Annotated in this window: 20 protein-coding genes; 16 read left to right on the top strand and 4 right to left on the bottom strand. The window is 52.7% G+C overall.

Annotated elements, in window-relative coordinates; all coding sequences use genetic code 11:
* Positions 1-30: 30 nt before the first annotated feature.
* Positions 31-615 carry a hypothetical protein gene (locus ABD892_RS21615; protein ID WP_345198242.1) on the bottom strand — a complete coding sequence of 195 codons (585 nt, stop codon included), beginning with the start codon at positions 613-615 and terminating at the stop codon, positions 31-33.
* Between the two features lie 298 nt (positions 616-913).
* On the opposite strand from ABD892_RS21615, the gene ABD892_RS21610 reads away from it, so the two are divergent.
* The 9 genes from ABD892_RS21610 to coaE all read left to right on the top strand — a co-directional run bounded on the left by ABD892_RS21610 (position 914) and on the right by coaE (position 13,549).
* Complete coding sequence (locus tag ABD892_RS21610; protein ID WP_345198241.1) at positions 914-2,626, top strand: flavin monoamine oxidase family protein; 1,713 nt, start codon at positions 914-916, stop codon at positions 2,624-2,626.
* A gap of 162 nt (positions 2,627-2,788) precedes the next feature.
* Positions 2,789-4,498, top strand: a complete 1,710-nt coding sequence (locus ABD892_RS21605) for an FAD-binding oxidoreductase (RefSeq protein ID WP_345198240.1) — start codon at positions 2,789-2,791, stop codon at positions 4,496-4,498.
* Positions 4,499-4,620: 122 nt separating this feature from the next.
* Complete coding sequence (locus ABD892_RS21600; protein ID WP_345198238.1) at positions 4,621-6,429, top strand: hypothetical protein; 1,809 nt, start codon at positions 4,621-4,623, stop codon at positions 6,427-6,429.
* Positions 6,430-6,765: 336 nt separating this feature from the next.
* Positions 6,766-8,241 carry a sugar ABC transporter ATP-binding protein gene (locus ABD892_RS21595; protein WP_345198237.1) on the top strand — a complete coding sequence of 492 codons (1,476 nt, stop codon included), beginning with the start codon at positions 6,766-6,768 and terminating at the stop codon, positions 8,239-8,241.
* Positions 8,241-9,218, top strand: a complete 978-nt coding sequence (locus ABD892_RS21590) for an ABC transporter permease (protein WP_345198236.1) — start codon at positions 8,241-8,243, stop codon at positions 9,216-9,218. Before ABD892_RS21595 ends, ABD892_RS21590 begins: the two co-directional genes overlap by 1 nt.
* Before the next feature lie 37 nt (positions 9,219-9,255).
* Positions 9,256-10,251, top strand: a complete 996-nt coding sequence (locus ABD892_RS21585; protein ID WP_345198234.1) for a sugar ABC transporter substrate-binding protein — start codon at positions 9,256-9,258, stop codon at positions 10,249-10,251.
* A gap of 113 nt (positions 10,252-10,364) precedes the next feature.
* Positions 10,365-11,828, top strand: a complete 1,464-nt coding sequence (gene xylB, locus ABD892_RS21580; protein WP_345198232.1) for a xylulokinase — start codon at positions 10,365-10,367, stop codon at positions 11,826-11,828.
* Positions 11,829-12,057: 229 nt separating this feature from the next.
* Complete coding sequence (locus tag ABD892_RS21575) at positions 12,058-12,924, top strand: prepilin peptidase (protein WP_345198231.1); 867 nt, start codon at positions 12,058-12,060, stop codon at positions 12,922-12,924.
* A gap of 10 nt (positions 12,925-12,934) precedes the next feature.
* Complete coding sequence (coaE, locus tag ABD892_RS21570; protein ID WP_345198230.1) at positions 12,935-13,549, top strand: dephospho-CoA kinase; 615 nt, start codon at positions 12,935-12,937, stop codon at positions 13,547-13,549.
* Here coaE and ABD892_RS21565 read toward each other — a convergent pair.
* Positions 13,546-14,235, bottom strand: a complete 690-nt coding sequence (locus ABD892_RS21565; protein WP_345198229.1) for a TetR/AcrR family transcriptional regulator — start codon at positions 14,233-14,235, stop codon at positions 13,546-13,548. The two genes, coaE and ABD892_RS21565, sit on opposite strands and share 4 nt — an antisense overlap.
* Before the next feature lie 130 nt (positions 14,236-14,365).
* Here ABD892_RS21565 and ABD892_RS21560 point away from each other — a divergent pair, with 130 nt between their 5' ends.
* Positions 14,366-15,172, top strand: coding sequence for a hypothetical protein (locus ABD892_RS21560; RefSeq protein ID WP_345198228.1), 807 nt, complete (start codon positions 14,366-14,368; stop codon positions 15,170-15,172).
* Between the two features lie 178 nt (positions 15,173-15,350).
* Complete coding sequence (locus tag ABD892_RS21555) at positions 15,351-16,580, top strand: dicarboxylate/amino acid:cation symporter (RefSeq protein WP_345198227.1); 1,230 nt, start codon at positions 15,351-15,353, stop codon at positions 16,578-16,580.
* Positions 16,581-16,729: 149 nt separating this feature from the next.
* On the opposite strand, the gene pepQ is transcribed toward ABD892_RS21555, so the two are convergent.
* On the bottom strand, positions 16,730-18,046 hold the full coding sequence (gene pepQ, locus ABD892_RS21550; protein ID WP_345198225.1) for a Xaa-Pro dipeptidase: 1,317 nt from the start codon (positions 18,044-18,046) through the stop codon (positions 16,730-16,732).
* Positions 18,047-18,227: 181 nt separating this feature from the next.
* Here pepQ and ABD892_RS21545 point away from each other — a divergent pair, with 181 nt between their 5' ends.
* From ABD892_RS21545 to ABD892_RS21535, 3 genes are read left to right on the top strand one after another with little or no spacing between them, the layout of a single operon-like run.
* A complete protein-coding gene (locus ABD892_RS21545; RefSeq protein ID WP_345198224.1) occupies positions 18,228-18,836 on the top strand; it encodes a PepSY domain-containing protein in 609 nt (202 codons plus the stop codon).
* An 18-nt stretch (positions 18,837-18,854) separates the two neighbouring features.
* On the top strand, positions 18,855-19,532 hold the full coding sequence (locus tag ABD892_RS21540; RefSeq protein WP_345198223.1) for a response regulator transcription factor: 678 nt from the start codon (positions 18,855-18,857) through the stop codon (positions 19,530-19,532).
* A gap of 15 nt (positions 19,533-19,547) precedes the next feature.
* Complete coding sequence (locus ABD892_RS21535) at positions 19,548-20,897, top strand: sensor histidine kinase (protein ID WP_345198221.1); 1,350 nt, start codon at positions 19,548-19,550, stop codon at positions 20,895-20,897.
* Between the two features lie 24 nt (positions 20,898-20,921).
* Here ABD892_RS21535 and bioA read toward each other — a convergent pair whose 3' ends face one another.
* A complete protein-coding gene (gene bioA, locus ABD892_RS21530) occupies positions 20,922-22,226 on the bottom strand; it encodes an adenosylmethionine--8-amino-7-oxononanoate transaminase (RefSeq protein WP_345198219.1) in 1,305 nt (434 codons plus the stop codon).
* 220 nt (positions 22,227-22,446) lie between these two features.
* Here bioA and ABD892_RS21525 point away from each other — a divergent pair, with 220 nt between their 5' ends.
* Entirely contained in the window at positions 22,447-23,277 is an 831-nt protein-coding gene (locus ABD892_RS21525; protein WP_345198218.1) for a DUF547 domain-containing protein, read from the top strand.
* A gap of 18 nt (positions 23,278-23,295) precedes the next feature.
* A complete protein-coding gene (locus ABD892_RS21520; RefSeq protein ID WP_345198216.1) occupies positions 23,296-24,111 on the top strand; it encodes a DUF547 domain-containing protein in 816 nt (271 codons plus the stop codon).
* Positions 24,112-24,166: the final 55 nt, after the last annotated feature.

Below are 24,166 nucleotides of genomic sequence, written 5' to 3'. Positions count from 1 at the left end.
TCAGGCGGTAATGGGAACATGGGGATGAGCTTAGGCGGCAGAACGTGAAATCGCCTTATGTACCGGTTTTTGAGTACTTACAGAAGCATCTGCTTCATTTTGCCCTATATGTTTCAAACCCTGAGTAATATACGGCCTGAGCGTCTGTAAAATTTCCAGATCATTCCGGGTGAAGTTACTCCTGCCAGCATGCCGCCAGATTCTCAGGTCTCCAATATTGAGGTCATTATCCAGAGCATACATATTCACGCCATAATGCAAACCATCTTTACTCAAGAAATCATTATAAAACTCGGTTTTGACCAGCTCCGACTGACTGATCACTTCGTTTACACTGCTGGCTTTACCCAGAGCCTGCAGCTTGAACGTGATGGGGTCATTAAATTGGTAGTATTCTTCATAACCCTTGAGATTGTTGTTATCCATATTGATGGACACACGCTCGGTGAAACACTGCTGTTGCTCATTCCAGACAAAGGACGCATAAAAGTCTGCCTCCAGCAGCTCCAGCAATCGATGACCAAGATGCAAACGCAACGCGCTGCTCGAATCAGACTGATTCAACAAATCAATAATGTCGTACAGATTTCTGAGTTTTGTCCCTGTGAGGTGCATCGCGGTCTCCATCGCAACAGCAAGATCGTAAAATACCCTATAAAAACAAGGAAAACAAAGTCATCAATGACAATCCCTTGATGACATAAAGGTTAAGCGTAGCCGAACAAGACGACAGCAATATTAAAATACAACCTCACTGCACGACTTCAGTGCATTTTTCTCATCCCAATTGCAACAGACTCATCAAAATTGAGGATACAGGCATTTAATTTTTTGCTGATAACGTTAGTTTACAGGCTGCGGTAAGCCGTTACTCCAAAGATAAAACGCACAATAACAAGGCAAGGGAAAAGCGATGACGTTTTTTGTTACCCGTAAAAGTGGATTACCCCGCGCAGAATCAGATCAACTCCAGAAAAGCTTTATCGATATTCTCTACGATCACCGAAAATTCCTTGATGACCACGGCGGATTCCTTGGCCCGGAGTCACTGGCCCGGCTGTGCGGCGATAAAAAAATTGCCATTATTGGTGCAGGCCCTGCCGGTCTCGCCTCAGCCTGGCTCCTGATGAAAATGGGGTTAAAACCCGATATCTACGAAGCCGAGGAAGCCCGGGTCGGTGGTCGGATCTGGACACACCACTGCACAGACGCACCGCACGCCCTGTTTGAAATGGGCGCCATGCGGGTTCCGCCTTCGGAACAGGTTTTCAAGTATTTTGCTGATCTGTACAGGATGCCTTCAGGGCCATTCCCTGATCCCGGTATCGTTGATACGCGGCTTCAGTATCAGGGCAAAACCTATGACTGGGATGAAGGAGGGGATGTCCCTGCAATCTTCCAGGGCGTAAAGGAAGACTGGGAAGCACTCGTCACCGAAAAAATGGAACCCATCGCCAACTGCCTTAAGGACGGCGACTTCGACCAGGCACAGACACAATGGCAGGCATTACTCACCGGAAAAGACACCGGCTGGAGCAACCTCAGTTTCTACGGCGCACTGAAACAACAGTTTCCCCATTGGACGGCCAGGGAGTTTGACCTGTTCGGCACGTTGGGCATTGGTTCTGGTGGTTTCGGCCCATTGTATGCGGTTAACTTTGCCGAGATCGCCCGGCTGGTCATTAATGGCTTGGAGGATTCCCAGGAATTCTACCCCGAAGGCATGGATAAGCTGGTCGACGGTCTGTATTCCACCCAGACCCCCATCCATGGCACCACGCCGCACTCCCTGGAAACCTGGAGCCAAATCCGTTTCAACCAGCCGGTGAAATCCGTCACCAGCAAGTCGGATGGTGGAGTTGAAGTAAAATCCATTGATCCCTGCGGACATACCTGCACGGAAGATTATGATGCCGTCATCGTTGCCACCACGACCCGCTCCATGGAAATCGATCTGCGGCTGACCAACCCGGTCGAAACCTCTCCACTCAACAACGACGAAATCACTGCCGTTCAGAATCTCCACCTGATGAACTCGTCCAAACTGTTTCTGCGGACCCGCACCAAGTTCTGGACAACCAAGGAATGGAAAGCCAGTAACCTGCCAGAAAATATCCAGACCGATGGCCTGTGCCGAGGTGTTTATTGCCTGGATTATCCCGGTACTGATAGTGGCGTCGTCCTGCTCAGCTACACCTGGGGCGATGACTCCACCAAACTGATCGCCCTGGATGTTGAAAAGCGGAAAGAGATTCTGCTGAATTCACTGGAATCTGCCTGCCCTGAGTTTGTTGAAAAATTGAGAGAAGAAATCTGCGACAGCAAGAATGTTGACTGGCAGCTGGAACCCAATTATTTCGGCGCCTTCAAACTCAATCAGCCCGGGCAGGATCTGGAAAACCAGCATCTGTATAGCCAGTTCCTCTCCGTTAAAAACCCGACAACCGACAAAGGCGTGTATCTGGCCGGCGACAGCGTCTCCTGGTCAGGCGGCTGGATTGAAGGTGCCCTGCAGACGGCAATGAATGCCTCAGCAGCGGTTATCGCCCGATTAGCGGGTGAACAGGCACTCCATCCGAACAATCCTCTCGAACAGACATCAGATCTCTTTGATTACGGTACCTGATCGTACTGAACACCATACAAAACCGTTCCAACCCTGAATTGGGCTGGAACGGTTATCGCTAAACGTAGCAATGATTTCAAGAATAACGGTTTAGTCCTGTTCTGATATCTGGTCACCAGAATGGATAAACCAGGGAAGCATTCTCGACAAAGGAGCCTGTCAATGAATACCCAACAATCGGTAGCAGAAGCATTAAAAGCCTGTCTGGGCAGCAAAGAACAATACCCCCTCATTCTCTCAGACTGCGATGACTGCAATGGCAACGGTCTGCTGTATGAACAAGCCAGAAAAGTGTTCAACCGGAAATTTCAGTTTCGTCCCAGCGCCATTGTGTTTGTTGAAAACAGCAGTCAGGTCAGCGACATCGTTCAGTTTGCCAATCAACACAAGATCAATATCCGGGTACGCTCCGGTGGTCATGATCATGAAGGGGAGTGTTCCGCGACCGATGTCATCCTGATTGATTTCAGCAAGATGAACCGCATCACCCCAACCACAGCACCCAAGGGATGTGACGAGACGGCAGACTATGTGACCATTCAGCCCGGCGCCCGCTTTGCCCATGTCAAAGCAGAACTGGACCAGCTAGGGCTGGGCATACCCCACGGCACCTGCCAGACCGTCGGTATTGCCGGCTATACCATGGGCGGCGGTTGGGGGCCGTGGACGCGCAAGTACGGTATGGGTTGTGAGTATTTGGTGGCAGCCACAATTGTGCTGGGTAATGGCAAAATCCTGCAAGTCGATGCAACGTCTCGCGAATCACGACTGCTCTGGGCATTAAGAGGCGGTGGCGGTTTTAGTTATGGCATTGTCACAGAACTGGTTTTCAAGGCCTTTAAACTACCGCTGGTTGCTTTCGACTTCCACCTCCCGGTTCACCAGTATTTCCCCGACCTTACCGCCGTTGAGATATTGGCAGCCTGGGAAAAACTCATTGCCCCCGGTGAGAACCCTAACCTGATTGGCACAAATCTGAAGATCAGCACCAGAGCCCTTGCAGAAGGGGAAACGCCTGATCCTGATGCCAAACTGGACTGCGTCATGAACGGCTATGTGGCAGCTGAATGGGGCGATCTGATGAAACTGATTATCATCATTTTAAATCACTTTGACCCCAAAGGCGCTAAGTCTCGTAAGCAGGCAGATATTGAGAAGAACATCCATAAGAAAGGGCTCAAGATCTTTGCCTACCATGCTGACAAAACCCAGAAGCGCCACAAGCTGACCCATGCCAGTGACTGGTCATTTGCCTCATGGGATCGACACCAGGGCAGCACAAAAAATCCGCAACTGCATCTGGACGGAGACTGTCCGGCACCGCATAAAATCACTTCTCGCCTTGTCGATGCCTGCGGCTGGGATGACGAAAGCCGCAAAGCCCTGATCTGTTCACTACAGTCTCCGCTACTCCCACGCTATGACGGTCCGGAAAAAAACTGTGAGGATACATTCCGCATTCACACCTACATCACCCTGGGAGCGATCTCCGGTGAGTATTACAGCCACCATATCCAGAACGATGAGCTGGGCTGCGCCTTCCCCTACAACGATCGCCCGTTCACGATCCAGTACCAGGCCTGGTGGGATCAGCCGGAACGGAACGAAACGACCGGAAAATGTGAATCAGGCTGCTCGGCAGAGCATCAGGTGATCCAGAACCGTTTTCACAGCAACCGCGCGGAAGACTGGATAGCAACCTGCCGAAATTACCCCATTCCCCATACCAGTGGCGCATTCATCAGCTTTAAGGACGCTTCTATTCCGACAGCCTCCTATTTCGGAAACAACTACCAGGATCTGATTCAGGCCAAGCTGGATTACAGCAGAGACAAAAACTGCCTGTTCAGATCCCGGAAAACGATTCTCTAGAAGATAACGGACAGGGATGCCTGAACGCCGTATGTCAGGCTGTCTGCAACTGACGGCTCAGGGAAGTTCATGGGCCAGCTATTCGATGGAACCAATATAAAAAACCTGATGGGGACTTCGCCATGAAACGCTTACTTGCCGCCTGTCTGCTAATGGCAGGCACCTTTTTTTATTGGAGCGGTGCGGTTGCTGAAAGTAACGACACCCGAACGGTGGATGCCATACAATCCGCCATGTATTACAACGCCAACATTCGTGATGCCGAAGAATGTGCCATGGAAGTCAGAAACGGACAGCTGGTTGCCCTTTCCAAAGACGGCAAACTGATTTCCAACCCGGCCATGACCTGCCCGGACATGTTTTCCTGGAAACTCTTTGTTGAGGTCGTCAAAGACCGCTTCTGGTCCAACTGGGCGGACGAATCACAAAACTGGCCAGCCAAACCCTATCCGCTGTGTGAAAAGGGAGAAAACGGAGACTGTTGTACCCCCGGCAGCAATAACGACAAGGACGGTCACTGCCCTTACTATCCCGGCGATGCGCACAAAGATCGCCTGACAGCATTAACCAATGCCATCGGTACCGAGGCGGAAAAGCTGGCGGAAGAGATCTTACGGGTTGGACGTATTCCCTTTGTCGACCATATGAATACCCGGCAATCCCTGAAAAAAGACGGCTGGAAATTCTTCAAGAGCAGCAGTGGCGACAGCCAGAATAGCACGCCCTCCTGTGACGCCGTGGTGGTTAACGGAATCAGCACCAACGTCATCCCCCAGATTCTCAAGAACTTCAACCCGCCGGGATCAGAAAGCATTGGCCGGGTCATTCGTCAGACCAACGCGGAAATCACAGTCCGGAACAAAACCTTCCATGAATACCTGTATAACAACGATCTCTACAATGCCAATGGTGTGGCAGACATCTACAGGCGTAATGCCGATAACCTGGCCCGGAACTGTGAGATTGATGGCAACCAGCAGGTCTGCAGCAACGCACCTTACCATCTGCCCAACAAATCCTATTCAGGCAGTAACAAAACACCCAGCCTGGCCACGGTGGATCTGCCCTTTGACGCCATCATGATCAAGAGTAACTGGCTGCATCAGGACCTTGCCGATGCGCTGAAACTCAAAGGAAACCAGCAAGACTATGTCAGTAAGCACCTGGCCACTCAGATTTCGCTGGATGCATTGAGCATTCCCTACGACAAGAAGGACAATCCCGGCGGTCAGTGTAATCTGAAAGGCACTCACTATCTGGTGGCCTTCCATGTTTCATCGAAGGATGTGCCCAACTGGGTCTGGACCACCTTTGAGCATAAGGATCTACCAGGGCGTTGTGACTACACAGGCTGTAATGATGCCTTCGGTTACCAGAGTCAGGACGACCTGCCTGCAGGGGTGGCCAAAAACTATGTGGCGCCCAACGAGCGCAGTGACCACCTCAACAGTCCTTCTCAGGTCTTTGGCATTGACCGGGGTTATCCGGAAGAACAGAGAACATCTGCACTGGCTAATGTGTTCAAAGGTATGAACATCGGCACCGGAAATAGCACCAGTCCCTATGAGCCGGATCCCGAGGACAAGGCCTGGTTAAACTACCGTCTGAAAGGTTCACAGGTGGAGTTTGTCACCGCTACAGGACGCCCCACCTTTCTGGGTAATTCAGTCACTGAAGGCGGCTTCATGGACGGTTCCAGCTGTATTACCTGCCATGCCCGGGCCGGTGTTTATGTCAGTGAAAACGATGAGATCGATTTCGCCCGGCTTAGTGTCTTCATGCGCAGTATCACTGACTATGGCTATGCCCGCAGCGCCAATGGCATTCCCAATCCATCCTGGTACAACGTCAGTGACAATCCGCCCAGGCTGGAGGTACTGCAGACCGATTTCATCTGGGGTTTCCTGAATGCACAACCGCTGGATGACTAAGAGAAAGTAGTGTTAACACTTTATTAAAGAACCATGATGGGGCGATATCTCTAGAGCAGTAACCAGAATGACGATGCCGCCCCATCGCGCCCCTGCCCGATCTCATCCCACGCCTGAACTCAGCCTTTATTGATCTGACACAACCCCCACCAACAACATCAAACACCTTCCAACATTGATAAACATCAATAACCAACATCACAAACAATGTTTCAATTCGCCGCCCTATAGGCTGCTTTTCTGCAATCCCGGTAAACGCTGTTTACCCTCCCGCAGACAGGGTTTCCGTTCCCGCGGGACTCAGACTACCAGTGAGACAACCACTTGAACGTTGAGATGAAAGGCATTTGCAAGGCTTTCGGCCATGTGAATGTCCTGACCGATATTGCATTGTCGATTGCCGATGGTGAAGTGCACGCCCTGATGGGCGAGAACGGCGCCGGCAAATCCACCTTGATCAAGATCCTGGCGGGTGTCTACATCCGGGACAGTGGTACAGTCACCATTGATGGCGTGCCGGTGGACGCCTGCAGTATTGCCGCTTGCCAGCAACTGGGCATCGCCTATGTGCACCAGGAACTGAACGTCATCAACGACATGTCCATTGCCGACAACCTGTTCCTCGGCCGTGAACTGCGCAACCGGTTCGGTTTCATCGACCGTCCGCGCATGAACCAGACCTGTGCCGAGCTGCTTAACGAGCTGCATCTCGAACACCTATCGCCTGATACCTTGATGCGCCAGCTCAGTGTCGGCTATCAGCAGATGATCGAAATTGCCAAGGCGCTGCTGATCAATGCCCGCCTGATCATCCTGGATGAGCCCACCGCGGCACTGACAGACAAGGAAATCCGCACACTGTTCACTATTGTGCGAAAGCTCAAGGCACAGGGTGTCAGCTTCCTGTATGTCTCGCACCGGATGAACGAGATTTTTGAACTGTCTGACCGCATTACCGTCCTGCGGGATGGCCGTTATATCGGCACCTGCCAGACCACCGACGTGAATGAAGATGATCTGGTCCGGATGATGACCGGGCGGAGCATCGACAACCTCTACACCGCCAGTGAAGCCATTCCTGGTGATATCGCGCTGGAACTCCGTAACCTGGGTTCAACGGGTAAGTACGAGGATGTCAGTTTTACCCTACGTGCTGGTGAAGTCCTCGGCTTTGCCGGTTTGATGGGCGCTGGACGTTCAGAAGTGATGCACGGCATTTTCGGCAGCTATCCTGCCGAAACCGGTGAAATCCACGTTCACGGGAAACCGGTAACCATCAAAACCCCCCGTGATGCCAGCAAACACGGCATTGCCTTTGTCGCCGAAAACCGCAAGGAAGAAGGCCTGATACTGGACTTCAACCTCACCGAAAATACGACTCTGCCTTCGCTCAACAGCTTTAGCAAAAACGGGTTGGTCAATGACGCCGCACTGGTTACCACCACGGATAAGCACATTGCCCGGTTGCATATCAAGACCAGCAGCCGCGATCAGAAACTGAAAAACCTCAGCGGCGGCAATCAGCAGAAAGTTGTGCTGGCCAAATGGCTGGAAACCCGGCCCGACATCCTGATTCTGGATGAACCCACCCGCGGCGTGGATATCGGTGCCAAGAAAGAGATTTACGACATCATTAACACACTTAAACAACAGGGTGTCGCCATTATCGTCGTCTCCAGTGAACTCTCAGAAGTGATGGGAATTTCGGATCGACTGGCCATTATGCATCAACGCCGGCTGGTCAAAATCGCCGACACAGACACCCTGACCCAGGACCAGGTTTTGAAATACGCTTTTACAGGTGCCCAGTAATGTCTACCCTTTCAGCCAGCGCCGTCAGCCCCCGCAGGAAGCCCAGCCTGTCGGAGATTTATGAGAAGTATGGCCTGTTCGTTATTCTGATCGGGCTGTGTGTACTCTTCACCTGCCTGAACCCCAATTTTTTCTCGCTGTATAACCTGCAGAATATTTTTAAGCAGTCGTCTATTAACGGCCTTATTGCCTTTGGTATGACGTTTGTCATTCTGCTGGGCTGTATTGATCTGTCCGTCGGTTCTGTACTGGCGCTTGTCGGTTACCTGACCGGTGTCATGCTAGTGAACTTCCAGCTGCCGATCGCCATTGCTCTGCCTGTGGCGCTGGCGCTGGGTATTATCCTGGGGCTTATCAATGGTCTGCTGGTTGCGCGGGTCAAACTGCAACCCTTCATCGCCACACTGATTACCATGACCGTTTACCGCGGGCTGACCCTGATCATTTCCGATGGCATGCCGGTGCGTAATATCGGTGATGTGTCGTCCATGATCGCGTGGATCAACCGCGGCAGCATCGGCATTCTGCCCGTCTCCATGATCGTATTCCTGGTGGTGCTGGTCATCCTGATGGTGCTGCTGCACAAGACCGTTTTCGGCCGTCAGCTCTACGCCACCGGCGGTAACGAGGAAGCCGCCCGGCTCTCCACCGTGCCGACCGACAAGATCAAGATTCTGGGTTATATGCTGTGCGGCCTGCTCTCCGCCATGGCCGCCATTCTTTATATCGCCCGTTATAACTCGATCTATCCCAACGCCGGCGTCGGCATGGAACTCGATGCCATTGCCGCTGTTGTCATCGGTGGCACCAGCATGACCGGCGGCCGCGGACGCATCACCGGCACCTTTATCGGCGTGCTGATCATCGGTGTCCTGAATAACGGCCTGAACCTGCTGGGCATCTCCTCGTTCTATCAGGAGGTGATCAAGGGGCTTGTCATCCTGTTTGCTGTCGTTATCGACATCAAGAAGAAGTAACGCCTTACACACTGTCATTAGGAAGCGTCGTCGTACCATGAAAAAACTACTGGCCGTATCCTGCCTTGCCCTTGCCGCAACTGGTTTACTGGCGGGCTGCTCTGATCAAAACAGCGCGGATACCACCGCCACCGATCAGAAGACCATTGCCCTGATGATCTCCAACCGTTCCAACGAGTTCTTCGGTGTACTGGAACGTTCTGCGGTCGAACAGGCAAAAACCCTGGGTTACAACATTGAAGTGTACGACGGCGGCAACGATGCAACCCGTCAGCCCAGCCAGGTGGAAGACGCCATTACCAAGGGTGTCAGCGCCATCATCATCAACCCGCTGAATCAGGACGCCACCCGCAGTGTGCTGAATGACGCCATTGATCGCAACATCCCGATCGTGTCCGTTGACACCACCGTCGCCAATGTCGACATGCTGGCCCGCGTTGCCACCGACAACGTCGATGGCGGCAAGTTTGCTGCGGAATGGCTGGTGAAAAAATCTGGTATCAACCCGGAAGAGCTGACCGGTGTTATCCACATGCAGGGGCTGGACGGACACACCGCTCACATCACCCGTGCCAAAGGTTTCACTGAGTACCTGCAATCTGAAGAAGCAGGTACGGCCTGGAATGCGCTGACAGCCGATGCCCAGAAGTACATTCGCCTGACCGGCGACTTTGCCCAGGACGTGGCACAGTCTGTACTGGAAGCCAAGTTGAGCGCCCTGGACCCAGCCGGCAAATACGTGATCTACAACGAAAACGATGTCATGGCGATTGGCTCCATCGGCGCCATCAAGAACGACAGCCGTTTTAACCTGAAAAACTTCACCATCATCGGTTTTGACGGGTCTTCGGAAGGCAAGCGCCTGATCGATGAAGGGGATATGCAGGTCACCATCGTTCAGGATTTCCAGTATATCGGTGAACATGCCGTGAATGTGTTGGATGATTTCCTGAGAAACAACGCCATGCCCGTCAATCCCGATATTCCGGTTGAGGTCATCATGTACCCCAGCGTACAGAACCCTCGCGGCTAATCAGCAGATTCAATGCCCAGTCCGCACAGCGTCAAACCTGTGCGGACACCTTACATTCAGGACAGCAGGCAAGCTGCTGTGACAGTCTTTCACTTCCGGCAACGATTACGCGCATGTTTCTTGGTATTGATCTGGGCACCTCCGGTGTCAAAGCCGTTCTGCTGTCTGACACCGATGCCATCATTGGCCAGGCCAGCGCTCCCCTAACCGTTTCCCGCCCACAACCACTCTGGTCAGAACAGCATCCGGATGACTGGTGGCAGGCGGTCTGCGCCAGCATTGAGAGTCTCCGGCAGCAACATGACCTGTCCGGTGTGCAAGCAATTGGCCTGTCAGGGCAGATGCATGGTGCCACGGTGCTGGATCATGATTTGCGCCCACTGCGCCCCGCCATTCTCTGGAATGATGGCCGAAGCCAGACGGAGTGTCTGGAGCTGGACAAGCTTGTACCCGAATTGCGCGCCATTACCGGCAACCAGGCCATGCCGGGATTCACCGCCCCTAAACTGCGCTGGCTCCAGAAACATGAACCTGAAATTTTTTCCCGTATTCATAAAGTGCTGCTGCCCAAGGACTATATCCGGTTGCAACTGACCGGTTGCTGTATATCGGATCTTTCTGACAGCGCCGGCACACTCTGGCTGGATGTCGCTAAACGTCAGTGGTCAGAAACCATGCTCGCCAGTTGCGGGCTGACGCTCGAACATATGCCCGAGCTGAAGGAAGGCTCACAAATAACCGGTTATTTAAAAACCGATATTGCACAACAGTGGGGTATGGACCCCGTACCCGTTGCCGCAGGCGGTGGCGACAATGCAGCTGGCGCTATCGGTACCGGTGTGACCGAACCGGGTCAGGGTATCCTGTCCCTGGGAACCTCTGGCGTCATCTTCGTGGTCAGTGACGACTATCGCAGCAACCCCGCCAACGGCGTACACAGTTTCTGCCATGCCCTGCCTGACCGCTGGCATCTGATGTCCGTTATGCTGAGTGCCGCCGGCTGCCTGGACTGGCTTGCCCAGCTGACGGGCGCTGCCGATGTCCCGACGCTGTTGGCTGAAGCAGAACAGTCACAGCCTCAGGAAAGCCTGTATTTCCTGCCTTACCTCAACGGTGAACGTACGCCGCACAATAATCCCACGGCATCGGGCGTTTTCTTTGGTATGACTGGCACCACGACTCGCGCCCAGCTGACTCTGGCAGTACTGGAAGGCGTTGCCATGGGATTAAACGATGGTCTGGAAGCGCTGCACGCAACCGGCATTACCATCAATGAAATGACGCTGATTGGTGGCGGGGCCCGCAGCCCCCTCTGGCGACAGATACTTGCCAATATATTAAACATGCCACTGAGTTATCGCCGCGGTGGTGAGGTGGGACCAGCGCTTGGGGCTGCCAGACTGGCGCGGTTATCACTCTATGATGATAAGCCTTCGGACATTACAGAGGCTTGCCCAGTACCGGCACTGCTTGAACGCATTGAACCCAATCCAGAGAAAGCCTGTCTAGCCCAACTGCGACAAGAGAAGTTCAGACGTCTTTACCTGGCTCTAAAAGACGAATTCCCAAGCACCTAGTGCCACCAAAACAAAGGGGACAGCGACAACCTGTTCCCTTTTCCTGACAGATGACGTGGCCAGGATAGATTGCGTAAAAAGGCATTACCGCCATGCAATGTCTTGTTTTACCCTTCGCGTCCATATCTACACCTAAACTCTCTGATGCCAGTGATTAAGGCTGGATTCGCGTCTGCCCGTTTGAGACACTACCCGGAATTACCAGAATAAATCAGACTGTGTTATGGATATGTTGTCGCTTCTGTCCAGCTCTCCCCTGCTGTTTATCACACTGACGCTGATCCTTGGCCTGTTGGTGGGCAGCTTTCTCAATGTCGTGATTTACCGGTTGCCGGTGATGATGCAGGCCGACTGGAAACAGCAATGCCAGCAACTGCTGGATCCGGATAAAGCACCTGAGGCAGGGGAACGCTTTAATCTCATTGTACCGGCATCCACCTGCCCTTCCTGCCAGCACAAGATTCGCCCGTGGGAAAATATTCCCGTACTCAGTTACCTGTTCCTGAAAGGACGCTGCAGTCAGTGCAAGACAACCATATCCCCCCGTTATCCCATTATTGAGGCGGTAACCGGTGCGCTTTCCGCCCTGGTCGCCTGGCATTTCGGATTCACCTGGCTGGCACTTGCGGTACTGGTGCTTACCTGGTCGCTGATCGCCCTGACCATGATTGACTACGACCACCAGCTCTTGCCGGATTCCATCACCCTGCCGCTGGTCTGGCTGGGTTTGATCTGCAACAGTTTTGGTTTGTTTACTACGCTGGAAGCGGCCCTGTGGGGGGCTGTTGCCGGTTATCTCAGTCTCTGGTCAGTCTATTGGCTGTTCAAGCTGGTCACCGGCAAGGAAGGGATGGGCTATGGTGACTTCAAACTACTGGCGGCACTCGGTGCGTGGATGGGCTGGAGCCTGTTGCCAGTGATTATTTTACTTTCCTCTCTGGTAGGCGCCATTGTCGGACTTTCCCTGATCCTGTTCCTCGGCCGGGACCGAACCATACCGATTCCCTTTGGCCCGTACCTGGCAGCTGCGGGACTGATTGCCATGTTCCAGGGGGAACAACTGGTCAATACTTACCTGCGTCTCACCGGACTCTGATTAACACCCTATGAGCACCTTGATTATTGGCATTACCGGCGGTATCGGCAGCGGCAAGACCGCCGTAACCGATTACCTGGCCAGCCTGGGGATCACCATTATTGATGCCGATCAGGCGGCTCGTGTCGTTGTGGAACCGGATACCCCAGCCCTGCAGGCGATTGCCGAACACTTTGGCACGCAGATTTTGCAGGAAGACGGCGGTCTGGATCGCCGGGCATTGCGCAACATTATATTTAACGACGATGAAGAACGACGATGGCTGGAAGCCCTGCTACACCCGTTGATAAAGGAAGAAATGCTGAACCAGCTGTCACAGTCCCGGTCACCGTACAGTATTATTGTTTCACCATTACTATTGGAAACGGATCAGCATACGATGGTTGACCGCATCGCTGTGATCGATATTCCCGCAGAGCTGCAGGTACAACGCACCATGGCGCGGGATGGGATCGAACAGAGTCAGGCGGAAGCCATCATGAAAGCCCAGGCCGCCCGTGAGACCCGACGGGAAAAAGCGGATGATGTAATAGACAACAGTGGTTCACTGGATGATCTGCACCAGGTTCTGGATCAGTTGCACAACACCTGGCTGGAAATAGCATCCGAACGGGCATCTGATTAGTGGCCGACAGGTTGTAGCGAGTTCATCACAATACGGATCACCACTTCCCTGACCCGGTTAACCTCCTCACGGGTATGGCGGGTATCCTTAAGCAGGTTCAGGGACGCCGCTTCCATCGCCCAGATAAGGGTGTAAAAGACCATGCGATCCGGGGCTTCCAGCCCTAGGTCGAGCATCTTATCGTGGAACAGTTCGACCATGGCGTCGTAACCCTGCTGCCGATACACCGCCAGCGGCGATTCTGAACGCATCGCCTCTTCTTCCAGCAGTCTCAGCAAAGGGCCGATATAGCGATGGCAATCAAAAAACAGTCCTACCGAACGCTCGACCAGTTCACGTAACGATGCAGACTCTGACGCCATCATCTGCAATTGCCCCATCATCAGGTCAACGCCTGCCCGATAGGTAGCTGCCAGTACCGCCATCTTGCTGGGATAGTATTTGTAAAAGGTACGACGGGAAACGCCTGCCGCCTGGATAAGATCATTGACCGTCACCGGCTCAATGCCTTTCCCGAGAAAAACAGGAATACACTGCAGCATGATCTCAGTGGCTGCGATTTCACCCTGATCAGACAGGATGCCGGCTTCGGTTTTTTGCTGCCGAAAGAGGGCTTTCCGTCCGCCGAGCTCTTCAAACACCTGCCGGATAATCACCAGGCTGTCACTCCCCTGTGCGCCTGCCATGATGGTTCTCCCCCAACAATTGTACTTTCCGTCAGCTACCGGAATACGGTATAACGATGTCCAGAACAGCCGTCCGCCACCCGGGCGCCTGCCAAGCACGAATATAATAACAGCGAAGTGCCTGATCACAATGAGAAGACGTTGCCTGTCGCCTGACCGCCTGCACCGGCTGACACCATTCCTGTTCGCCATTGGCCTGATGTTACTTCTCCCTTCGGTTCATGCCGCCAAAGCCCTCTGGTACCTGGGCCAGAAAATACCGGATGTAACCCGCACCTGGCAGTCCCACGACTACCGGCAGGCTACGGATGCCCTGAAAACCATTGATGAAAAACAGCCTGATGCCCTGCCCCGTCGTGGCGGTGAATACACCGGCGCCGTCTTTGAACGCTTGATCAATGAAGAAAATTTCCGCCCGCAACTGGATATCTATGAGTCCCTGGATTTCCGTCGGGAAGAAGCTTCGCGAATCCTGTTTTCCCTCAAGGAGATCATGCGTCTGTATTTTGATTTTTCCGCGTCAAGACAGCCTTATGGCAAGGAAGCGCTCAGTCTGATGAGCTATTCCATTCGCCAACAGGCCGTATTATTCGACCTGACCGTGGAATTCTGGCTAACCCTCAGCGAGGAAGACCAGCAAAGTCCCGAACGACTGGAGGGCCTCAATGACACCAAGGCGGCAGCCGCCATGCTGGCGTCCAGCGCCCTGGATTATCTCAACCTGCATCAACAGTTCGACCAGCAGGCCCTGATCCTCTACAGCTATGAACTGGGCAAGACCTGGCCGGAGCTGTTTGTCCACCTGCCGAAAGCTGAAAGGGAGCGGTTATTGGTCAAAGTCGTGCAAATCAGCGAAAACCACGATCTGGATGAGGTGCAAAAGACCCTCTCTGAACTGCTGCCGGTCCTGACCAAAATCCATGATGGCATTGGCTGAACGCTGCCCTTTACCCTCATTTCACGGAAGTTTCGCGGTTTTCATAAGCAAATACCCAACCGGTATTTGGGCATACGAACTCTTCCTGCCTATGGTTGTCTTATCTATAAATCATCTAGAAAAACGGCAGGAATACAGTCAGTAGTTATTAACTCGGGACTGTCAGGATTTGCCGGTAGTGGTAAGAGGCAACTTCATGGGCAGACTCTCATTGAACACAATGGTGCTACTGGGCGCCATGGCGGGGCTGGTCAGCGGGCTGGGCGCGCCTCAGCCGGTGCTGGACACCGCCGCAGTAGTATCGGACCTGTTTATCCGGCTGCTGCGTCTGGTCAGCGCACCGATCATTTTCTTTGCCCTGCTCTCCACCCTGACGGGCATGAAAAACACCACCCATGCCAAGAAGCTGGCGGGCATGGTGCTGAAATATTCCCTGCTGACAACATTGATTGCCGCCACGATTGCACTGGCTGTCTTTCTGGTCATTGACCCGGTTCGCGGTGTCACCGGGATGACCGGTACCACTGAAGGCACTGTCACTGGCGGGTATGGGCAATACCTGTTAAGTCTGATTCCGAACAGCTTCGTTGCCCCTTTTGTCGATAATCAGATTGTCAGTGTGCTGCTGCTGGCACTGTTGCTCAGCATTTCTATTCTGTCACTGCCGGAACGCAAACGGGATATTCTCCATGAGCTGTTTGACAGCCTGTTCTCAGCCATCATGCGCATGACCGGCCTGATACTGCTTCTGCTGCCTTTAGCGGTCTGGTCGTTTGTCACTGATTTCTGCCAGACACTGGAAAACCAACAGATGCTGGCAGCGATATCACTCTATGTCGCCTGCATACTGATTGCCAATCTGATTCAGGCCATTATCGTGCTACCCGGCATGCTCATGCTCAAGGGGCTTCCCCCATGGAAAATTTTCAAGGGAATTCTGCCTACACTGACTGTGGCGTTCTTTTCCAAATCATCCAGCGCAGCGCTACCTTCTGCGATGGAGAATGCCGAGAAAAAGCTGGGCATCAGCAGTGAAATCTCCCGATTCAGCTTCCCACTGTGTATCACCATCAATATGAATGCCTGCGCGGCATTTATCCTGATCACCGTACTGTTCGTATCCATGACCTATGGTGTGACCTATTCCGGACTGGAACTCGTCAGCTGGATATTTATTGCAACATTGGCGGCATTCGGTAACGCTGGTGTGCCGATGGGCTGCTATCTGTTATCCAGCACCATTCTGGCTTCCATGAATATTCCACTGAATATCATGGGCGTTATCCTGCCGGTGTATGCACTTATCGATATGCTGGAAAGTGCCATTAATGTCTGGTCGGATACATGCGTGACCAGTGTTATTAATAAAGAAGTAAACGAGAGTGATTACATTGCTATTAACAATTAAATCACCTGTAATCCTTCTATGAAAAATATTCATTCTTTTTTCTAAGAAAAAATGATCTCAACCATTTGCACTGGTTCAAATCATAAAGCGCAACCAGTACAACTTGATTACACAATGAGGCGTAGTTCATAGAGCCACGCCTCACGTCGTTAATGCTTTGAAGTCAAAAATGGGCGAGTAAAATTTTCTGTATCCCCATCCTTCACCAAAACCGTATCTTCAATCCGAATACCACCAAACGGCTTTAGCGATTCGATGCGGGACCAGTTAAAGTCCGCACAACCTACATGTTCACTTAACAGTTGATCAATGAAGTAAAGGCCGGGTTCGATAGTAAACAACATATCGGGTTCGATTTTCCGCTGCAGACGCAATGCCGGATAATCCGGATGCCGCCCCACTTGTGCGCCATCAGCGCCAGTCAGCCAACCACCGACATCATGGGTCTGCAAACCGATGAGGTGCCCAAGACCATGGGGGAAAAATGTCCGGGTATACCCACGGTCATATATAGCTTCTGCTGGCAGACGAACGAGATCAAAGTCACTGAGCACACCGGCAATACGGCGGTGCATGGCATCATGGAATTCCCCATAGGATATACCCACCCGGATATCACTAATAATGCCCAGCTGTTCAGTATGCATACGCTCCACCATGTCAGCAAAATCACCCTTTTCAGCCGCATAGGTACGGGTAATATCTGCATGGTAATTCCTGAAACTGGCGCCGGCATCCATCAGGAAAGAATGGCGCTCTGCTGGCGGCTCCCGGTCATAGTCATCATAATGCAGTACTGCGCCATGCTCGTTCAGTGCCACGATATTGCCATACGGCAACTCACACTCCCTGTGCCGACTCGCTGCGAGATAGCGCAGGTGAATATCAAATTCAGAGAGCCCTTCATGGAAGGCGTCGGCCGCGGCCTGGTGAGCATGGGCGGCAATCCGGTTGGCTTCGCGCATGCAGGCCTGCTCATAAGGGGTTTTGTAGGCTCGGATCCAGGTCAGGTAATGCATCAGTTCCGGCGGATTGATTGCACCTAATCCCCAGCTACTGAAGCGGCCATCTTCGTAACCCAGCAGCGCAAACCGAGACAGATCCTGAGGCAGACAATCCCGCAGCTGATCAGGACGATCGATAACCTGGATATCCAGGGCATTCGCCCAGTAAGCGTCTGCCGGTTCCGGCGCCACATGCCAGTAATCACGGGGTTGATAATGCATCAGCTGCACCGTCTCACCCGGCACGAAAATCAGCATGGACTCCGGCGCCCCGCGTGACGGCACCCACTGTCGAAAGAAGGGATTGCCCCAGAAAGGATAGCCCTGATCATCCTGAAAACGTCGGTCGGGAGAACCGGCCGGGATCACCACCCCGTGATAATCTGCCAGCGCCAGTCCTTCGGTATAACGTTCCATCAGTGTTGCCACATGCCGGGCAAAGAGAGAAGTCCAGTCTGTCATTGATTGCATGTCCTGCTGCGAGCCGAGAGGGCTCAGGATTGTCTGTGCTCGATAAGATTCAGATCGATGTTACTGACCCGATACGACACTTGCCAGACATTAACAAAATTTAATGAAGCGCCCATGCGACGGTCATCTCACGCCATTTATACTGCAGTCACTTGAACACGAGGATATCTCCATGGAAAAGCGACGGTGCACCGTAATGGCCAAAGCCATTCGTCAACCAGACAATCGCCGCCTGTACACCATTCTGTTTGCCCTGTTGCTACTGGCCGGCAGTCTGTCCATTGGACATGCCATGGCCGATTCGCCCAGGGAACGGGCTCTGACCTGGCAGGCCCTGCAGCAGGCACCCTATACACCAGAACAGGCGCTGACCGACACACTTCAAGCCTATCCTGGCATGATCACTGAGTATGAAGTGGATGATGAGAATGGCCATCTGGTTTACGAACTAACGTTGGTGTCTGCAGACTTCCGAAAGGCTCGGGAACTGACCATTGATGCACTCACCGGCAAAATAGTGGAAAACAAACCGGATGACCTCGACAACTGGCTACGTCAGCGTGACAATCGCATCACTGCACTGCTGGCAAAAAGCACGCCCCTGGTAGACATCCTGAAACGTTTTCAGGAAAACACCAACGGCCATGTGGTTGAAGCGGAGCTCAAACTGGAAAAAGGCATTCTCTTTTTTGAACTTGAGGTCAATCACGAAGGAAAAATCACCAAACACCTGGTGGATGCCGGCAGCGGAAAACCGATTCCGGTTTATGGCGATTTCTGACAGCGCTGGGACAATTCCATGAAAATTCTGGTGATCGAAGACGACACCACCACACGTAACTACATCGTCAAGGGATTCACTGAACAGGGACACAGTGTCGATACCGCAGAAGACGGCCAGCAGGGTCTACTGCTCGGGCTGGAGAAACGTTACGACCTGATCACCCTGGATCGGATGCTGCCTGGCCTTGATGGCATGAAAGTACTGGCATCCTTGCGCGCCTCGGGTATTACGACGCCAGTATTGATTCTGAGCGCTATCGGGGATGTGGACGAACGGGTACGCGGACTGCGTCAGGGCGGGGATGACTATATGACCAAACCCTTCGCCTTTGCCGAGCTGCTGGCCCGGGCGGATCTGTTAATGGCCCGTGGACAGCGTGAGCCAGAGATGACGTCGACACTGTCAGTCGACGACCTCGAACTCAATCTGATTACCCGTGACGTCCATCGCAATGGTCGAACCATCGACCTGCAACCACGGGAGTTTCTGTTGCTCCGCTACCTGATGGAACATGCCGGTCAGGTCGTCACCCGTACCCTGTTGTTTGAGGAGGTCTGGCATTACCACTTTGATCCCGGTACGAATGTGATTGACGTTCATATCGCCCGCCTTCGGCGCAAACTGGAAGCGGAACACGAATCTCGCCTCCTGCACACTGTACGGGGCGTCGGCTACACACTGAAGGCTTCCTGAAACAAGGAATGATCAATGAACCGCATTGCCTGGCGCTCCTCTGTCTGGCGTTACACCGCCATGTATACCGTGCTGGTACTGGTCATTATCAGCCTGCTGGCAGGCGCCACCTGGTGGCAGGCGATCCGTGCTCTGCAACGTCAGCAGGAACAGACCATTGTGCGGGAGCTTGCCCAGTTCCGGGAGCTGAGTGAGGATATATCACTCTCGGACTTCCGGCGTGCCGTATACGACAGAATGCGATTGTTCCGCCGCGTCATGATTGCCTGGGACTCACCTGACGGTATGGTGGGTAACCTGAATGCCCTGCCTCAAAGTGTTCAGCCATGGCCACTGGCCAGCCGATTCATTATTTTCAGCCCTTCGCTCATTGACCACTCACGGCTGCGTGAAGTGATTGGCAGCCGAATAGATACCCGATACGGCCCGGTGGTCCTGGCCATCGACAGCAGTGAACTGGACCGTGTCGCTGCCCGGGCCAAGCAGGCGGTTGCCCTGGCAATGATTGGCGCAATCCTGCTGACAGGTATTTTCGGCTTTATCCTCTCCCGCCGCCTGTTCCGTCGTATTGACAGTATCAACCGGATTACACAGGAGATTGAAGACGGGAAATTATCGGCACGACTCCCCGTGAATATTCAAGGTGATGAGCTGGATTACCTGTCGGACCGGGTCAACCATATGCTCAACCGCATCGACGACACAATGCACTCGATTCGCACTGTCACAGACAGTATAGCCCATGACCTTCGCACGCCACTGGCCCGGTTGCGCCTGCGCCTGGAAAACCTGTTGACCGAGCAGCCTGAAGACAGCCCACTGGGTGATGAGCTTGAGATCACACTGTCTGAACTGGATCAAATACTGGCTACGTTCCAGGCAATACTGGAACTCTCCAAACTGGAACAGGGCACCAGTCATCGACATTTTGAAACGCTCTCCATGCGAGAGCTCTGGCAGGATGTTATTGAACTCGCAGAACCACAGGCTGAAGAAAAGCAGCAGACCATTGCCTTACATCATAACAATGCTTTACAGATAGACGGCGACCGAAGTCTTCTTTTCCGTATGTGTTACAACCTGCTGGATAATGCGATCAAGTATTCGCCGGAAAACAGTAACATCGATATAACAATCAATCACCATGGCTGGAGTATTGCCGATCAGGGTTCCGGCATCCCTGACGAAGAAAAACAGAAAGTCTTCCGGCGCCTTTATCGCATCGACAGCAGTCGAACCTTACCAGGCTATGGACTGGGCCTGTCACTGGCCCAAGCGGTTGCCAGACTGCATGGTGCCGAGATCGAACTGACGGACAATCATCCCGGACTGAATGTGACCATCACCTTCCCTGAACAGCCTTGAGCACAGGCAAGGCGATCTTTTGTATCAGAGCCGCCTGACAACGTTTCGCATACCTTGCCCTAACAGGGCGAGATCTTCACGACTCATGATGTACGGCGGCATGACATAAACCAGCTTGCCAAACGGTCTGACCCAGATGCCTTCTTCCACAAACATCGGTTGAACCGTTTGCATATCCACCGGTTCTTTCATTTCAACAACACCAATCGCGCCGAGTACACGGACATCCGCGACAGTGGATAACTCGGCCAATTGTTGGAGTTCTTCCTTTAACGCCACTTCAATGCCCTTGACCTGAGATTGCCATTCCCCACGATTCAGAATATCCAGGCTGGCACCTGCGACACTACAGGCCAGGGGATTCGCCATGAAGGTCGGGCCATGCATGAATACCCCATTATCCGAAATGGTATGGCTGACCTCATCCGTACAGAGCGTTGCCGCCAGTGTCATGTAGCCGCCGGTCAGGGCCTTGCCAAGGCACATAATGTCTGGTGTCACGCCGGCCTGTTCGCAGGCAAAGAGCGTTCCCGTTCGCCCAAAGCCCGTGGCAATTTCATCCAGTATCAGCAATACACCAAACTCCCTGCAGAGTTCTTTCACACGACGCAGGTATTCCGGAGAATAGAAGCGCATACCACCCGCACCCTGTACCACCGGTTCAAGGATCACCGCCACAAGGTCTTCATGGTTTCCACGAATCGCGTCAGTAAACTCATCCAGATAGCGTTCTTCCCAGGTATCGCCATACCGGCACTGCGGCGCTTCAACAAACACATGTTCAAGCAACATACCGCGAAACAGGCTGTGCATACCGTTCACCGGATCACATACTGCCATCGCCCCCAGGGTATCGCCATGATAACCATTTCGTACCGTCAACAGGCGTTTCTTGCGGGTATTCCCCAAGGACCGCCAGTACTGGATCGCCATTTTGATGGCAACCTCTACAGAGACCGAACCGGAATCCGCAAAAAAGACAGTCGACAGTCCCTCGGGCGTCATGGCGACCAGTTTTTTAGCCAGCTCAATCGCCGGCTGATGGGTCAGCCCTCCGAACATGACGTGCGCCATATTCTGCGTTTGCCGTGCAATGGCAGCATTTAATTCAGGATGGTTATAACCATGAATCGTTGACCACCAGGATGACATGCCATCCACCAGCTCCCGGCCATCCGTCAATGTCAGCCGCACCCCAGAGGCTGACGCCACCGGAAATATCGGCAGTCGGCGTGTGACCGAGTTGTAAGGATGCCAGATGTGTTTTGCATCAAAGGTCAGGTCATCCTGACTCAGACCGATGGAATTCTCATTGGAACTTGCTTGCAAAACGGCCACCTCTTATCGATAAAAATCGCAATACTCACCCCGCCCGCTATACCCATTCCGGTATCGCCAGCAGCAAGATACGTCAAAACCCAATAACCAGGCAGCCTATTATATCTTCTCCCTATGAACAACACGGACAAAAGCCTCTGGAATGCCTTCTACCCGCTGTAGTTGGATATAATTAAATTGATAGACAAACCGCTGACCTGACGATGCGTATATGGAAATACTCAATAGCGGATACCTCAAGGGTGACAGCCTGAAGGAAGCTCACTTGCCTTCTGCACTGGCGAGGGCACTGGCAGCCATTGCCCAATACCATTACACGCCTGAAACACACGAATTTGACTACCAGGCCTGCGCCCACTCAAAATCCTACGAGCACTATCTTCAGGTTGTGAATGCACTTCAGGACTTTGAACCCGCATCACTGGCCGATACGGATGAGAAAGTCGCCTTCTGGCTCAACCTGTACAATGGCCTGGTAATACACAGCGTCATCCACCACGAGGTCTGCGGCAGCGTCAGGCATCACAACGGTTTCTATACCTATAACTGTTATAAACTCAAAGACCACCATTACAGTCTGGATGATATTGAACACGGCATCCTGCGCAGCAACAGCCCAAAATTCGCGGCCTTCTGGCGTCCCTTGAAAAAGAAGCACCCGGGTTATCAGCATGCATTGCCAGAATTAGATGCAAGAATTCATGCCGCCTTGTTCTGCGCCACGATTTCCTGTCCTCTCTTACGCATTTACGACCCTGAACACCTGTCGAAGGTACTGGATAATACCGTCTCAGACTACCTGTTAGCCTATGTCTCTTTCCATGCCGGAAAACAACTGCTGACGCTGCCTAAAACCTTTTACTGGTACCGGAAAGACTTCGGGACAGACCGTGAGTTAATCGCTTTCGTGAGGGAAAAGCATCCGTCCTGCGATGTAAGGCAGGCGCTGGCAAAAGCAGGAGAGAACATTAAATTCGATTTTCGTGATTTTGACTGGAGTCTGAACTCAACCCGATACCAATGGCAGCAATCCGAGCTGTAAGCACGTCAGGATTCGACTATGCATATACTCAATGACCGTTACGTAAACCTCAAAAAAATCAACGTATCAGCTCTGCCTAATGAACTCGCTGCCAGGCTCGGTGATCTTTACCAGCGGTTTTATAATGACGTACAGCATGAATTTGACTACCTGGCCTGCGAGCATTCTCATGAATTTGCACGCTACCTCCAAACCGTGGAAGGGCTGACAGCCTTCCACCCTAAACAGTTAACGGACCATGACACCCGTCTGGCTTTCTGGCTGAACCTCTACAACGGCCTGGCAATACACGACATCATTCACAATCACATTGGCGATAGCATCAATAGCTGCAAAACCTTTTTTACCAAAAACGGTTACCAGCTGGCTGAAGGGGTCTATTCCCTGGATGATATTGAGCACGGCATTCTGCGCAATAACCATTCCAAGCATGCTTCTCTCCTGCTCCCTCTCAGCAAGGATCATCCGGGACGGAAACACTGCCTGCCCGACATCGACCCACGGATTCATGCAGCCCTCTTTTGCGGGACACGTTCCTGCCCAGACCTCAGGGTCTTTCATCCTGATACCATTGATGCCGAACTGGATGCCATTACCCGGTTATACCTTGCCAACAATGTTTTCTTTGAACCCGATACCGTGACGCTTAATCTACCCCAGAAGTTTCACTGGTATCGTGACGATTTCGGCTCCAAAAAGCAGATGCTGGCCCTGATCGGCAAGATCCATTCAAAGCCTGAAGTCCGTTATGGTATTCAGGAAGCCAGTGACACGCTGAAAATCCATTACATCGACCACGACTGGCGCCTCAATCAATCCAGCAGTCTTCGCTAAACATGAACTGGTTCAAAGACAAAAGCTCCAATAGAAACGCTAAATATTACGATTG

It is taken from the genome of Kistimonas scapharcae (assembly GCF_039540975.1).
Lineage (GTDB): Bacteria > Pseudomonadota > Gammaproteobacteria > Pseudomonadales > Endozoicomonadaceae > Kistimonas > Kistimonas scapharcae.
Note: the sequence above shows the minus strand (reverse complement) of the source record. Positions and strands in the feature narration are given on the sequence as shown.